This is a genomic window from Catelliglobosispora koreensis DSM 44566 (assembly GCF_000379685.1).
In the GTDB taxonomy this organism is placed as follows: Bacteria; Actinomycetota; Actinomycetes; order Mycobacteriales; family Micromonosporaceae; genus Catelliglobosispora; species Catelliglobosispora koreensis.
Window position 1 is genome coordinate 195,281 of record NZ_KB903251.1, and the last position, 13,381, is coordinate 208,661.

At 65.0% G+C, this 13,381-nt stretch carries 13 protein-coding genes; 7 read left to right on the plus strand and 6 right to left on the minus strand.

The genetic code is table 11. The features are described 5' to 3' along the window. Positions 1–60: 60 nt before the first annotated feature. Positions 61–1,593 (plus strand): cobyric acid synthase, encoded by a 1,533-nt coding sequence (locus tag A3E1_RS0111505; RefSeq protein WP_026208329.1) that lies wholly within the window; start codon positions 61–63, stop codon positions 1,591–1,593. Then, positions 1,590–2,123 carry a uridine kinase family protein gene (locus A3E1_RS0111510; protein WP_020520918.1) on the plus strand — a complete coding sequence of 178 codons (534 nt, stop codon included), beginning with the start codon at positions 1,590–1,592 and terminating at the stop codon, positions 2,121–2,123. The genes A3E1_RS0111505 and A3E1_RS0111510 overlap by 4 nt, the downstream gene beginning before the upstream one ends. On the opposite strand, the gene A3E1_RS0111515 is transcribed toward A3E1_RS0111510, so the two are convergent. Both A3E1_RS0111515 and A3E1_RS49110 read right to left on the minus strand, forming a co-directional pair. Then, positions 2,124–2,534: a VOC family protein gene (locus A3E1_RS0111515; RefSeq protein WP_020520919.1), complete on the minus strand. Its 411-nt coding sequence runs from the start codon at positions 2,532–2,534 to the stop codon at positions 2,124–2,126. 314 nt (positions 2,535–2,848) lie between these two features. Next, positions 2,849–3,073 (minus strand): DUF6188 family protein, encoded by a 225-nt coding sequence (locus A3E1_RS49110; RefSeq protein ID WP_026208330.1) that lies wholly within the window; start codon positions 3,071–3,073, stop codon positions 2,849–2,851. Between the two features lie 26 nt (positions 3,074–3,099). Between A3E1_RS49110 and A3E1_RS0111525 the strand changes: the two genes are divergently transcribed. Further along, positions 3,100–3,519 carry a hypothetical protein gene (locus A3E1_RS0111525; protein WP_157631457.1) on the plus strand — a complete coding sequence of 140 codons (420 nt, stop codon included), beginning with the start codon at positions 3,100–3,102 and terminating at the stop codon, positions 3,517–3,519. A gap of 774 nt (positions 3,520–4,293) precedes the next feature. Continuing rightward, entirely contained in the window at positions 4,294–5,643 is a 1,350-nt protein-coding gene (locus A3E1_RS0111530; RefSeq protein WP_020520921.1) for a dipeptidase, read from the plus strand. Here the strand turns inward: A3E1_RS0111530 and A3E1_RS39890 are convergent. Continuing rightward, the gene (locus A3E1_RS39890) at positions 5,578–6,345 is read right to left on the minus strand and encodes an SURF1 family cytochrome oxidase biogenesis protein (protein WP_020520922.1); all 768 of its coding nucleotides are present in this window, start codon (positions 6,343–6,345) and stop codon (positions 5,578–5,580) included. The genes A3E1_RS0111530 and A3E1_RS39890 overlap by 66 nt on opposite strands. A gap of 117 nt (positions 6,346–6,462) precedes the next feature. On the opposite strand from A3E1_RS39890, the gene A3E1_RS0111540 reads away from it, so the two are divergent. Then, complete coding sequence (locus tag A3E1_RS0111540; RefSeq protein WP_020520923.1) at positions 6,463–7,032, plus strand: GNAT family N-acetyltransferase; 570 nt, start codon at positions 6,463–6,465, stop codon at positions 7,030–7,032. 9 nt (positions 7,033–7,041) lie between these two features. Here A3E1_RS0111540 and A3E1_RS0111545 read toward each other — a convergent pair whose 3' ends face one another. Continuing rightward, positions 7,042–9,258 (minus strand): transglycosylase domain-containing protein, encoded by a 2,217-nt coding sequence (locus A3E1_RS0111545; protein ID WP_157631458.1) that lies wholly within the window; start codon positions 9,256–9,258, stop codon positions 7,042–7,044. 49 nt (positions 9,259–9,307) lie between these two features. On the opposite strand from A3E1_RS0111545, the gene cobT reads away from it, so the two are divergent. Next, entirely contained in the window at positions 9,308–10,393 is a 1,086-nt protein-coding gene (gene cobT, locus A3E1_RS0111550; protein ID WP_020520925.1) for a nicotinate-nucleotide--dimethylbenzimidazole phosphoribosyltransferase, read from the plus strand. Continuing rightward, positions 10,390–11,592 carry a uroporphyrinogen-III C-methyltransferase gene (gene cobA, locus A3E1_RS0111555; RefSeq protein ID WP_020520926.1) on the plus strand — a complete coding sequence of 401 codons (1,203 nt, stop codon included), beginning with the start codon at positions 10,390–10,392 and terminating at the stop codon, positions 11,590–11,592. Before cobT ends, cobA begins: the two co-directional genes overlap by 4 nt. Here the strand turns inward: cobA and A3E1_RS39895 are convergent. Both A3E1_RS39895 and A3E1_RS0111565 read right to left on the minus strand, forming a co-directional pair. Beyond that, the gene (locus tag A3E1_RS39895) at positions 11,569–12,480 is read right to left on the minus strand and encodes a GNAT family N-acetyltransferase (protein WP_020520927.1); all 912 of its coding nucleotides are present in this window, start codon (positions 12,478–12,480) and stop codon (positions 11,569–11,571) included. The two genes, cobA and A3E1_RS39895, sit on opposite strands and share 24 nt — an antisense overlap. Next, on the minus strand, positions 12,474–13,370 hold the full coding sequence (locus A3E1_RS0111565; RefSeq protein WP_020520928.1) for a GNAT family N-acetyltransferase: 897 nt from the start codon (positions 13,368–13,370) through the stop codon (positions 12,474–12,476). Before A3E1_RS0111565 ends, A3E1_RS39895 begins: the two co-directional genes overlap by 7 nt. Positions 13,371–13,381 lie beyond the last annotated feature (11 nt).

Here is a 13,381-nt window from a genome sequence, read left to right on the forward strand (position 1 = left end):
GCCGGTGAGGGCGCTCTGGGGAGAGGGGGGCACCGGCCACCCCGGCACGGATAGGCTCGGATGATGGGCGGGATCTTGATCGCGGGCACGACCTCGGATGCAGGCAAGAGCGTTGTCGCCGCTGGCGTTTGCCGGTGGCTGTGGCGGCGCGGGGTCAAGGTCGCGCCCTTCAAGGCGCAGAACATGTCGAACAACTCCGCTGTGGTGGTCGACCGGCACGGGCGGGGCGGCGAAATCGGGCGGGCACAAGCGTTGCAGGCTGTCGCCTGTGGACTCGAGCCCGAGGTCCGCTTCAACCCGGTGCTCCTCAAGCCGGGCAGCGACCGGTCGAGTCAGGTCGTGCTGCTCGGCGAGGCCATCGGCAACGTGGACGCGGATAACTTCCGCAGCCTGAAGGAAACCATGTCCACCACCGCCTTCGCGACCTATGACGAACTAGCGCGCGAGTTCGATGTCGTGGTGTGTGAAGGGGCGGGCAGCCCAGCGGAGATCAACCTGCGTGCACATGACTACGTGAATATGGGACTGGCGAGGCACGGAAAGCTCCCCACCGTCATCGTGGGCGACATCGATCGCGGGGGAGTCTTCGCCGCGTTCTACGGCACGGTCGCCTTGCTGGACAAGGCGGATCAGGATCTCGTGGCCGGGTTCCTCGTCAACAAGTTCCGCGGTAGCCGCTCGTTGCTGCAACCGGGAATCGACATGCTGACGCGACTGACCGGCCGGCAGACCTTTGGCGTGCTTCCGTTTGACGTCGACCTGTGGCTCGACGCGGAAGATTCGCTCGCCTACGGCAAAGTGCTCGGGCGTCCCGCCGCACCGGTGGGCACGCAATGGCTTCGGGTCGCGGTCATCCGGCTGCCGCACATCTCGAACGCGACTGACGCCGAAGCACTCGCGACCGAGCCGGGAGTGGCCGTCCGCTTAACGGTAGAGCCCGCTGAACTCGCCGACGCCGATCTCATCGTGATCCCAGGGACAAAGTCCACAGTGGAGGATCTGGAGTGGTTGCGCCGCACCGGTTTAGCCGACGCCATCGTTGCCCACGCGAACAGTGGCCGTCCGCTGCTCGGGATCTGCGGCGGGTTCCAGATGCTGTCACGGCGCATCCACGACGAGGTGGAGAGCAAGCGCGGCGAGGTCGAAGGGCTCGGTTTGCTGCCCGTCGAAATCGGGTTCCAGAAGACGAAAACCCTTGCCCGGCCAACAGGTGAAGGGCTCGGCGCTGACGTGAGCGGATACGAGATCCATCACGGCCAGGTCGTGTGGCGCGAAGACCATTTGCCACCCCTGCTCACGCTGCCCTCCGGTGCCGGCGAGGGGGCAGCTTCAGGATCCATATGGGGTACTCATTGGCACGGCGCGTTTGAATCAGACGAATTCCGGCGACGGTTCCTGACCCTCGTCGCCGGGCTAGCCGGGCGCCGTGGATTCACCGTCGCGCCGGGCACCTCGTTCGCCTCACTGCGCACGGCGACCGTGGACCGCCTCGCCGACCTGATCGAGGAGCACTGCGACACGGAGGCGCTCTGGCGTGTCGTGGAAAGCGGTGCGCCACAAGGACTTCCGTTCCTGGCTCCCGGTGCGCCGTGACCTATGTCGCTACGTTAGAAGCGCGCCTTCGCGAGCCACGGCTCGGGCGGACGCGCCTGGTGCTCATTGACGGGCCTAGTGGAGCGGGGAAGACGACTCTCGCTGAGCTGCTCGGTGAGCACTTGGCGGCTCAGGTAGTACACACTGATGATCTTTTGAATGGCTGGGATGACCAGTTCACTTACTGGGATCGCTTGAAGGAACTCGTGTTAGGCCCGTTGTTCCAGGACCGTGCGGGTCGCTACCAGGCTTACGACTGGCACGCCGAACGTTTCACCGGCCCATGGCACGAAGTCGAGCCCGGCGGAATCCTCATCGTCGAAGGCGTTGGCGCGGCGAGAGAAGAAGCACGCCCTTGGGCGAGCCTGACCCTCTTCGTCGACGCGCCCCTGAGCGTCCGCGAAGCGCGTTCCCTTGAGCGCGACGGCGAAGCCATGCAAACACAGCTAAAAGCCTGGCGCGCCAGGGAAGAACTCCACTTCGCCGCCGACGCCACCGCCTGGTGCGCCGACGTCATTATCTCCGCGTGACTAGCCGCGCTTGGGCCAGACGGGACCCTGGTCGGTCCACGTGACGCCCTTGTTACGGCACAGGCAGAAGGGGTGCCCGACGGGGTCGGTGTAAACGCGGTGGCCGTAGCCCTCAGGGCCGACGTAGTCGCGCATCAGGGTCGCGCCGAGGGCCAGGACACGGCTGTGTTCGGCCTCGATGTCGTCGACTTCGAAGTCGAGGTGAAACTGTTTAGGGCGCTCGCTGTCGGGCCACTGCGGCGCGCGGTAGTCCTCCACGGGGGTAAAAGCCAGCTCGATCTCGCCGAACTGGATGCCGGCCCAGTGCTCGGTGCTGCCCTCCTTGACCGGGCGGCCCGTCACCTCCGAGTAGAAAGCCGCCAGCTTCATCGTGTCCGGGCAGTCGATGATGAAATCGGTGAGTCGCAGCATTCGGCGATCTTGCCACAAGTCCAAATACGCCGCGGACTGAGACGGCCCCGTACGCTGCGGCTCAAAGGCCGTTAGCGAACGGCGAGACATCCGGTGGTGGGAGTACGAAGAGGGCTGCATCCGAGACGCTTGGCTTGCAGCGGAATAGCCGTCAAGCATCAGGTGGGACGCCGGCGTAAAGCAGTACCCGAGACCTGCGACGGCAGATGGCGAAATGCCAGGCTTGGATTGATGTGTGTTCTCCCCGCCTTTCCAGCTGCCCGCAGCCGGGAAGCTTCTAGCTAGACGCTCACGCTCGAAATCTGGGTCATGGTTCATTGTGCTGGCTGTCGGTTCCAGCTGGTCTCACTGCGGGGACCGACAGTGATGCATTCAACGCCGTGTCCGGCCAGATGCCAGGACTCAAACGTTGGGTCGGGGGTGACGAAGACCTCGGCACTGTCGTGGAACATCAGGTGAAGAGGATGCTTAACTTTTCCGTCCCAGGTGATCTCTACCTGGTGACCCAGAGCCAAGCAGCGGTTGCGCGCGCATGGCATCCTGCCTGGTATGGGTGGGACCGATCATGGCCAATGAAGCGCCGCCATATGGATATTGGTTCATTTCCGCGATGCTTGCCGTCGAGATCGGACTGTCACTATTGACCCTTGGCCAAGCGATTTGGCTCAGTATCGCCGGTCAGGAGGTAAGGGGAACCGTCGCGGCGGTCAACTACGAGAAACGCCCAGAAGGCGGCGGGTGGGTTCAGCAGTCCTACGTCAAAGTTGACTTGCCGCAGCCGTGGAACCAGCAAGTGGACCTTTGGACCTGGAACGGGGCGCCGAAGCCAGGTGACACGGTTTTTGTGACCGTCGACCGGTTCAACCCCAGTTTCGCCCGGGGCGCCAACAGCTTCATCAATGGCCAACAGTTCGCCACCGGTTGCTGCACCATGCCGGTCACGTTGGTGTGGTGGTACGGCTTAAGGAAAATGCACCAGCGGTAGGAGACACGCTGGCCACTCCGGCAGAGAAGTCATGCGCACAGCTATCCGTTGACGGTTGGCGCAGACTCTCACTGTTCATGAGACCGCGTACGGTTGAACGTCTACTGGGACACAGAGGTTAAGCATCACCCGAGACAGGACACCTAGGTCCACTTGATGTCCGGCTCGGATTGATGCGTTACGGATCCCTACGGGCTGCTAAAACCCGCCCCCGGGCACGCTCGCGCCTCAACGCCTTCGGCGACGGCGCGGCGGCCCGGGCGATTCCAAACCCTTAGCTACCAACGACGAAAGCCCAGCGCACCGGCAAGAGAACGCTGGGCAGGTTCGGCCGCGAGGGCTGGTCAGCAGTGCATTGCTACGAGTTGTTCCGCTTGGATCGAGGTTTAGTGAGCCTCCGGCGGGCAGGACCTCCCGGCCCTGCACCCGGTGAAAGCCTCCGGCGGCCAGCGTTCCCGCGCTGGACCCGGGGCAGCTCTGGAATGACTGGACGGCCGTTGCTGGGCGCGTCCGCCGAGCGCCGAAGGCCACCAGACCACGTCCGCGGGCGCAAACGGTGGAGCGTGTTTGCGCCCGCGGCCCGGTCGGGGAAACCTGCACGACGGAATGACCGGGCCACATGTGGTCCAGGTGCGCTGATTCGGTCTCGGTTGCTGGGCCGTCTCGGGCCGTCTGAGGGTGCCGAACGCTGACCAACAATGACCACCGTCGACGGAAGAGGTCCAGGTAGGGCATTGGGCGCACGGCCCGGAGCTTGGTCATAGGATCGGGGGCATGACAACCCTCAGTGTTGATGAGTTGCGTGCCGCCGTCGCGCGTGAACTGCCCGGTGTGCGAGCCGATCTGGAGCGCTTGGTCCGCATTCCTGGCATCGCTTTCGACGGCTTCGACTTCACCCCGCTTGAGCGTTCCGCGGAAGCTGTGGCCGAGCTGCTGCGCGCGGAGGGGCTTGAGGTGCAGATTAGCCGGATCGGCGAAGGGCACCCGGCGGTCATCGGGAAGAAGGCGGCTCCGGCGGGCGCCCCGACTGTTCTGCTTTACGCACACCATGACGTTCAGCCACCCGGAGACATGAGCCAGTGGCGCACGGATCCGTTCGAGCCGACGGAGATCGACGGCCGCCTTTACGGTCGTGGTGCGGCTGATGACAAGGCTGGCGTTATGGCGCACATCGCGGCGCTGCGTGCGTTTGGTGACCAGCTGCCCGTTGGGGTGGTTTTGTTCATCGAGGGAGAAGAAGAGTTCGGGTCGGCATCGCTGGAAGATCTGCTGAAGAAGCACCAATCCGAGCTGACCGCTGACGTGATCGTCATCGCCGACTCGGCGAACTGGGATATCGGTGTGCCCGCGCTGACGACGTCGCTTCGCGGCATCGTCAACAGTTTCGTTACGGTCGAGGTGCTGCAATCGGCTGTCCACAGTGGAATGTACGGCGGAGCCGTGCCGGACGCGCTGATGGTGATGAGCCGGCTGCTGGCCACGCTGCACGACGAGCGCGGTGACGTCGCCGTGGCCGGGCTCGTGAGCAAGCCCGCTTCGCCGCTGGACTACCCCGAGGACAGGTTCCGTTCGGAGGCCGGCATCCTTGATGGCGTCGACCTGATCGGCACCGGCCGCATTGTCGACCGGATTTGGACCAGGCCAGCGATTTCGATCCTTGGCATCGACGCGCCCGGGACTGAGGGCGCGCCAAACGCCTTGATTCCCAAGGCGAAGGCGAAGCTGAGCATGCGGCTGGCGCCCGGTGACGACCCGAAGTCGGCTTACGAAGCGCTGAAGGCCCACTTGACGAAGTTCGTCCCGTGGAACGCGAAGATCTCGTTCGAGTTCGAGCACGACGGCAACGCTTGCGTGATCGACGCGACCGGCAAGTACTTCGACGCGGTCCGGGACGCCTTCAAGGTCGCCTACAACGGTGCCGACACGGTCGAAGTTGGCATCGGTGGTTCGATCCCGTTCATCGCCACGTTCCAGGAGATGTTCCCCAACGCCTCGATCATGGTCACCGGCGTGGAAGACCCGATGTCAGGTGCGCACGGCCCCAACGAGAGCCTGCACCTAGGAGAGTTTGAGCGAGTCTGCCTCGCTGAGACGCTCCTGCTCCGCAACGTCGCCCTCGCCTGAGCTGGCTGGTGGCGCTTGGCTCGCGCGAACTTCTTTTCGCGCGAGCCAAGCCAAGGCCACGAACGCGCCCGCCGCGAAGATCCACCATTGCACCGCGTAGCCCAGGTTGAGCCAGTCGTTCTCCCGTTCCGAAGGCACCGGAACAAGATCGGTCACTTCGTCGTCGGCCAGCAGGTAGGTCTGGGCCAGCCGGTAGGGCACCTTCGAAGCGATCTCGGGCAGGCCGATCCGGCGTGCTTCCCAGAGCCCTTCGCGCAACTCCAGCCGCGGGTCGGATTCGGTGAACCGCACCCGGCCATTGATGGTCACCTGTCCCTTGGGTGGTGCCGGGATCGGTGGGGTGACGGTCGGTCCGGCCGGGTCAGGTGCCACCCAGCCGCGGTCGATCAGGACAGCCGACCCGTCAGCGAGGATCAACGGTGTCAGCACCTCATAGCCGACGCGGCCGTTCACGGTTCTGTTGCGTACCAAGACTTGTAGCTCTTGGTCGTACTCTCCGGTGACCGTCGCGCGGGTCCACTCCGGAGTGCCCGGCTCCAACGGGACGGGCGCTGCCGTTTGGCTGGCGTCGATGCGTGCGTTGATGCTGCTGCGCTGTTCGTAGCGCCCCCACTGCCACTGGCCGAGCAGAACCATGACGTATGAGGCCACGGCCGTCAGAGCGACGATCCCGAGCCAGCGTGGGGTGAGTAGCGAACGCACGCCAGACAGTCTACGGTTGTGATTCCTATCACTCAGGCTGGCCTAAACGGTCACTCAGTCACGGCGCGGGTTTCCGGGGTAGGTTGAACCGGTTGCCCCTCACGGTTTGGGAGAAGCATGACCGGCTACGTCACGGTTCGCCGTTTTCCGACGCTTACCGTTCAGACGCCACGGCTAGATGTTCGCCCCCTGACGGCGGCTGACGCGGAGCCTGTGGCGCAGATCTTCGCCGACAAGCAAACGCAGCGCTGGCTCCCGTTTCCGCAGGAGTTCGGCCCGATCGAGGGCAAGGCTTGGTGCACCGAGATGGCTGCCGAGCGCCGCGACAGCGGCAACGGCGATCACTACGGCATCATTCGCCGCGAAGACAACCGCCTGGTCGGGTGCCTGTGGACCCGCCGCACCGACTGGGGTGCCCGCGCGACCGAGATCTCTTATGCGGTCGCCTCTGACGTGCGCGGTTTCGGCCTCGCGCCCGAAGCGGTCGACGCGATCACGCTGGCGCTCGTGCTTGAGCACGGCTTTCAGCGGGTAGAAGTGCGCGTGGCACCGGGCAACCTGGCCTCCCGTCGCGTGACGGAGAAGGCCGGCTTCACCTACGAGGGACTTTTGCGCAACGCCGGTTTCGTGCACGGAGGCCGCGTCGACCTTGAAGTGTGGTCGATGGTCGCCGCCGACCTCCGTTAACGAGCGTCGTTAGGGCCGTGCCGCGGTCGCGGTGGCCGACTTCTTGGGCGCCGGTGGTGGCGGCGGAGCCTTGCCGAGGATCTCGCCCGACGGTGCGGTGAAGTAAGCGACCGGCTGGCCGGCGAGAGCATCCCGCAGGGTCTGGGACACCGCTTCGATTGGCTTATAGGCGTTGCCGCCGCCAACGCCGTGGAACGGGTTGTCCGGATCGGCCATGAACGCGGCGCTGGCCAGGTCGGGCGTGAACCCGACGAACCAAGCGGCCCGGTTGTCGTCGGTGGTTCCGGTCTTGCCGGCCACGGGACGCCCGACCGAGCGGTAGACACCGGGCGCTGTGGACCAGCCACCGCAGGTCGAGGCAGCCGCGCCATATCCGGTCACGCACCGTGCCGCATCAGCGGCCGCACGAGCGACCTCGGGCGAAAACGCTTGCACGCATTGAGGTTCCGAGGCCGGGTGCACCGAACCGTCAGGCCGGACGATGGACACGACCGGTGTGGCGGCGCAATACTTTCCGTCCGCGGCGACCGTGGCGTAGGCGTTAGCCATCTCCAGCGGTGTGGTGTCAGCGACGCCGAGCGTGAAAGCGCCCCAGCCCTTGGCTTTCGCCGGTGAGGCCTGCAGCTTGTCGATGTCGGTCCGCCACCGCAAGCCGAGACGTTCGGCCATCTGCACGACCTTGTCGGCGCCGACCTTTTGCTCCAGCTGCACGAAGTAGGTGTTAACCGACTTGCCAAAGCCCGACCACATGGCGTGGTTTCCGGTCATCGAGCCGCTGGCGTTACGTGGGCACCAGTAGCCGTTGCCGCAACTGGCCGGCTCACCCCACCCGGCGAAGTAGATGGACTTCAGGGTGCCGGGCGCATAGAACCAGGTGTGCATGGGCATGCCCGCATCGAGCGCGGCGAGCATCGTGAACATCTTGAAGGTCGACCCCGCCTGGTACCCGGGAAGATCGCCCCCACCGAGCAACGGGTTGACGGTGTTCGGGTAGTTGCCCGGCCCGTCGGAGGAGCCGGTGTGGTTGCCGTTGTTGGACTTGTCCAGCGAGTAGTTCCGGTTGACGGCCATCGCCCGCACGCGTCCCGTCCCAGGTTGTACGACGACCTGGCCTAGGGCGTAGGAGCTGCCGATCCGCTCACGGGACGTCACGTGTTTCAAAGCGGCGGCCTGCACTGACGGGTCTAGCGATGTCGTGATCCGGTATCCGCCGCGGCGCAAGTTGTCGAGCCGTTGCGCTGGTGTGGGACCGAACGCCTCTTGCGATAGCCACCAGTTCTTGAAGAAGTCGCAGAAGAAGCCATAGTCGTTCGTGGACGGTGCGACGGACACGCAGTCGTTCGGTGGCTCCGTCACGTTCAAGACGATCGGCGAGTCTTTCGTCGCGGAAGCCTCAGCAGGAGTGATGTAGGTCAGTTCCGTCATGCGGTCGATGACGTAGTTGCGGCGTTCCGTCGCGGCGGACGGATCCGCGCCCGCGGGGTCGTATGCCGACGGTGCTTTGACGAGCCCGGCCAGCGTCGCGGCTTCCGCGACCGTCAAGTCAGACGGTGCTTTGGAGAAGAAGATCTGCGCGGCCGCGTAGATGCCGTAGGCGCGGTGCCCGAAGTAGGCGACGTTCAAATAGCGTTCCAGGATCTCGGTTTTGCTGAGTTCCTGCTCGACGCGCACGGCCAGCCGCATCTCGCGGATTTTGCGGCCACTGGTCTGTTCGGTGGCGGCCATGACTTCTTCGGCGGACTGTGCTCCGTCGCGCAGAGCCATCCGTACATATTGCATAGTCAGCGTGGACGCGCCCTGGGACACCTGACCGGCGGTCTGGTTGGCGACGAACGCGCGCGCGATGCCTTTGGCGTCAACTCCACGGTGCTCATAGAAGCGGCCGTCTTCGCTGGCGACGATGGCTTGCTGCATCAGCGTGGAGATGCCGGCGATTGGCGTGTACTTGCGGTATTCGTCGTAGAACAACGTCAGTGGCGTGGTGCCATCGGAGGCGTAAACGTAGGTCGTCTGGGCCGGGGGCTGGACACTGAGTTCCGAGGGAAGCGCTTGGTAGAAGTCCGATCCAGCCTTGATGGTTAGCCCCCCAACCGCGGCCAAGGGGTAGGTAACGGCGGCGACCACGATCCCGGCGAGAAGGCCGGCCCGGGCGATCGGTTTCAGACGGCTGGTGCCACCAAACAAGCGACGCAGGATCACCACTTCAAGGTAGGACAAAGTACACATACGCCTTGAACGACGCGCAGGAGAAACGCCCCTGAGTCGGCAAGGCGACATGCCACGTGGTGAAGTAGGCAGTGTGACAAGCGAACTCATTAGATCAACGATCGAGCAGATCATGCCGCTCGATCAGGGCTCCATGGAAGAAGCCCGTCACCTGCATGGACGTCTGACGAAACCCGCTGGTTCGCTTGGTGAGCTTGAAGAATTGTCGATCCGGCTGGCCGGGCTGGCGGGGGAGTGCCCGCCGCCGTTGCTACGCAAAGCCAGTCTCGCCATCTTCGCCGGGGATCACGGTGTGCACGCCCAGGGGGTCACTCCCTGGCCCCAGGAAGTCACAGCCCAGATGGTGGCGAACTTCCTGCACGGTGGAGCGGCCGTCAACGCGTTCGCCCACGAAGTCCGGGTGGGGGTGACTGTCGTCGACGTCGGCGTCAACGGTGACCTTCCGCAAGACCTAGGTCTCGTGCACGCGAAGGTGCGCCGGGGCACGCATGACATGACGGAAACGGCGGCGATGACGCGAGGCGAAGCCGAAGCGGCGATCGAAGCCGGCATCAAGGTGGCTCAGGATCTCATCGAGGACGGCGCTGACGTTCTGCTCACGGGAGACATGGGGATCACGAACACGACCGCCTCGGCGGCGCTCATCTCCGCCTTCTGCGGACGCGAGCCGGGCATGGTGACCGGCTATGGCACGGGTATCGACAACGCGACCCATGCTCGCAAGATCGAAGTAATCAAGGCCGCGCTCGCACGGCACAAGCCGTCCAAAGAGGACCCGATCGGGGTGCTGTCGTCGGTCGGCGGGTTTGAACATGCCGCCCTGGCCGGCTTTATCCTCGGGGGCGCGGCTCACCGGGTACCAGTAATTCTTGATGGGGTTATCGCTGTTTCTTCGGCGCTGGCGGCTTATGCGCTCGCCCCTGAGTGCCGGCACGCGATGATCGCTGGACATCGTTCCGTGGAGCCGGGCGCGACGATAGCCCTGGGCAAACTCGACCTGGCGCCCCTGCTGGAGCTGGGCATGCGTTTGGGCGAGGGCACCGGAGCCGTCCTGGCTTATCCCATCGTCGCCGCCTCGGTCCGGGTCTTGCATGAGATGGCCACGTTCGACGATGCCGGAGTGTCAGAAAAGTGAGCGATTTATATCCGCTGGGGCTCAGGCTCGATCAGAAGCTGGTGCTCGTCGCGGGCGGCGGATCCGTTGCCACGCGCCGGGTTCCGGCTCTGCTCAGCGCCGGGGCGAAGATAAAACTGGTTTCGCCGCGTATCACCCCTGCGCTGCAAGGCCTCGCGGAAGCGGGCCGTCTGGAGTGGATAGAGCGCACGGTCCAGCCTGAAGACCTTGACGGAGTGTGGCTCGTCCAGGTCGCGATCGACGATGCGCAAGCCGCGTCAGCGATCTCAGCGGAAGCCGACGCGAGACGCATCTTCTGCGTGCGTGCGGACGACCGGTTCGCGGCGAGCGCCTGGACTCCTGCCGTGACAAGGCAAGGCACGGTGACGGTCGCGGTGCTGGCCGGTGGCGATCCACGCAAAGCCATGCGGGTGCGTGACCGCATCTCCGAGACGCTCAGCGTCGAGCAGGACACGGTCGAGATGGAAAAGGGGACGGTCGCGCTGGTCGGTGGTGGCCCGGGCGATCCTGAACTCATTACGGTCAAGGGGCGCCGGCTGCTCAGCAAGGCTGACGTCGTGGTGGCCGACCGGCTCGGGCCGATGTTGCTGCTCGATGAGTTGCGGCCAGAGGTCGAACTGATCGATGTGGCGAAGCTGCCTTACGGCCCGGCCGCGCAACAGGAGGAAATCAACCGCATCCTTGTGGACCGTGCTCAGCAAGGAAAACGCGTGGTGCGCCTCAAAGGCGGAGATCCGTTCGTGTTCGGCCGGGGCAGCGAAGAAGTGCTCGCCTGCGCCGAAGCCGGCGTCAAGGTGATCGTGGTGCCCGGCGTCAGCAGCCCGGTCTCGGTGCCCGCTATCGCTGGGATTCCCGTGACGCACCGGGGTGTGACGCACGAGTTCACCGTCGTGAGTGGACATCTGGCCCCGGATGACCCCGGGTCACTGGTCAACTGGGCGGCCCTGGCCAAGATGCGGGGGACCCTCGTCATCATGATGGGGCTCAAGAACCTCCCCTCCATTGTGGACACCCTGATCCGCGAGGGCCGCGATCCCGCGACGCCCGCCGCGGTCATTCAGGAAGGAACAACCCCTCATGAGCGGCGGGTACGCGGTGAGCTAGCCACCCTGGCACAGATGAGCGCCGGCCTGCGGCCTCCGGCGATCGTCGTGATCGGTGACGTCGTGAACGTCTTAGGCGTCACCGAAAGTGGCTAGATAGGTGTAGGACGTGGCGATCACCTTGTACCCGAGCCAGTCGTTGACGGCGAGCATCGGGGCGTTGGTGTAATCGTTGGCGGTGATGGCCTGCGTGACGCCGAGTTCAGCGGCCTTGCGCAGGCACACCGACTTGACCAGCTTGGCCAGGCCCCGTCCCCGGAACTCGCGAAGCGTTCCCGTGGCCCCGGTCCAGCCCCGGCCGAGCAGCGGGTTGATATCAAACTCGGTGACGCACGCGGGCTTACCGTCCACAAAGGCCACCGTGCTCGCTTCGTGACTGTAGTCGGGTGCGTTGAAGTGCCGCACGAGCCATTCTTCTTTGGGTGCCGCCTCAAACGGCATGTCCCCGGGAACGTCGCGGGCCGCCTCAAGGTCGACCGTGTAGAACGGGCCTGGCCCGACTTCGGCCGCGCTGTGCAGCGTGACGCCGGGCGGAATCTCGGGCATCGGGGGCAGCTCGCGCGGGTCGACGGCGGAGAAGCGTGACGAGGCGCCACGAGCGATGCCGCGCTTAGCCATCCACGCTTGCGTGTGTTCGTCATCGCGGCCCCAGCCCATGGCGCGCTTGACGCCCAGCGACCGGTAGTGCGCCGACAGCGGCTCCCACAATGCGGTGCCGATGCCGCGGCCCTGGTAGTCCGGATGCACCTGGACGAAACCGCCGCCGGCGTTGGGTTCCGTCGTCATGAGGTTGAGCGCCGCCAGGCCGACCCCGGCGATGACCCCGTCGACCTCGGCGACCAGTTGCAGCGCGTGCGACCCGGCGGGCTGGTTGCGGAACCGCACTTCCTGCGCCTGCACCGAGGCCACCATCCACGACGTGAGCGCGTACTTAAGCGCGCTTACCCCCGGCAGATCCTCGACCGTCATTTCCCTGATCAGCACGACACATCCTTCAGGTAGGACCACTGGGTGCCGACGACCTTATAGCCCAGCCAATCGTTGATCGCGAGCATAGGAGCGTTGGTGTAATCGTTCGACGTGAAGGCGTGGGTCACGCCTTGTTTTGCGGCTTCACGCAACGACAGCGACTTGGCGATCTTCGACAGCCCACGTCCCCGGAACTCCCGCAGGGTCACGGTTCCCGCCGCCCACGCGCGTTCCCCATTTACCTCAAGGAAGGTCGCGGCAGCGGGCACTCCGTCGACCAGTGCCACGATGCTCAGATCGTGTGACAGGTCGGGACTGTTCCAGACGCGGTCGAGCCAGTCCTGTTTGGGCAGCCGGTCGTAGGGGATGTCGGAAGGCTCATCGGCCGAGGCGGTTGTGTCGAGTTCGTAAAGCACGTCTGGGCCGACCTCAGCGGCCGTGACGAAGGTGACGCCCTCGGCAATGGCCGGAACCGGTGGCAGACTCCCCGGTTCAACGAACGAGTAGCGCAGCGAAGCACCTTGGCTGAACCCGCGCCGCTCGGCGAAAGCGGTAGAGCCCTCAGCGGCCCAGGTCTGGGTGCGCCGAGCGCCAATGGCCCGCAGATGCGCCTCCAGTTGCGTCCACAGCGCCGAGCCGATTCCCTGGCCTTGGAAGCTGGGCCGCACGGCCACACCCGCCCAAGCGGCGCCCTCTTCGGAGGTAGCGACATTAAGGCCGCCAAGAGCGAAGGCGACGATCTCGCCATCGATCTCAGCGGCTATGCGTTTGGCCTGGGCCTTCGGCTTTTGTGTGCGGTACCAGTTCTCCTGTGCCGCGAGCGAAGCCACGAGCCAGGGGAACAGTTCCTTGCGGATCTCACAGAACGCGCGAACATCGTCAATGGTGGTATCTCGGATATGCACGCGTTCTGTCT

Coding starts and splice junctions, on each gene's coding strand:
- A3E1_RS49110 (WP_026208330.1), bottom strand. CDS start 3,073: ATGCCATGCGCGCGCAACCGCTGCTTGGCTCTGGGTCACCAGGTAGAG.
- A3E1_RS0111525 (WP_157631457.1), top strand. CDS start 3,100: ATGGCCAATGAAGCGCCGCCATATGGATATTGGTTCATTTCCGCGATG.
- A3E1_RS0111530 (WP_020520921.1), top strand. CDS start 4,294: ATGACAACCCTCAGTGTTGATGAGTTGCGTGCCGCCGTCGCGCGTGAA.
- A3E1_RS0111515 (WP_020520919.1), bottom strand. CDS start 2,534: ATGCTGCGACTCACCGATTTCATCATCGACTGCCCGGACACGATGAAG.
- cobT (WP_020520925.1), top strand. CDS start 9,308: ATGCCACGTGGTGAAGTAGGCAGTGTGACAAGCGAACTCATTAGATCA.
- A3E1_RS0111540 (WP_020520923.1), top strand. CDS start 6,463: ATGACCGGCTACGTCACGGTTCGCCGTTTTCCGACGCTTACCGTTCAG.
- A3E1_RS0111545 (WP_157631458.1), bottom strand. CDS start 9,258: ATGTGTACTTTGTCCTACCTTGAAGTGGTGATCCTGCGTCGCTTGTTT.
- A3E1_RS0111505 (WP_026208329.1), top strand. CDS start 61: ATGATGGGCGGGATCTTGATCGCGGGCACGACCTCGGATGCAGGCAAG.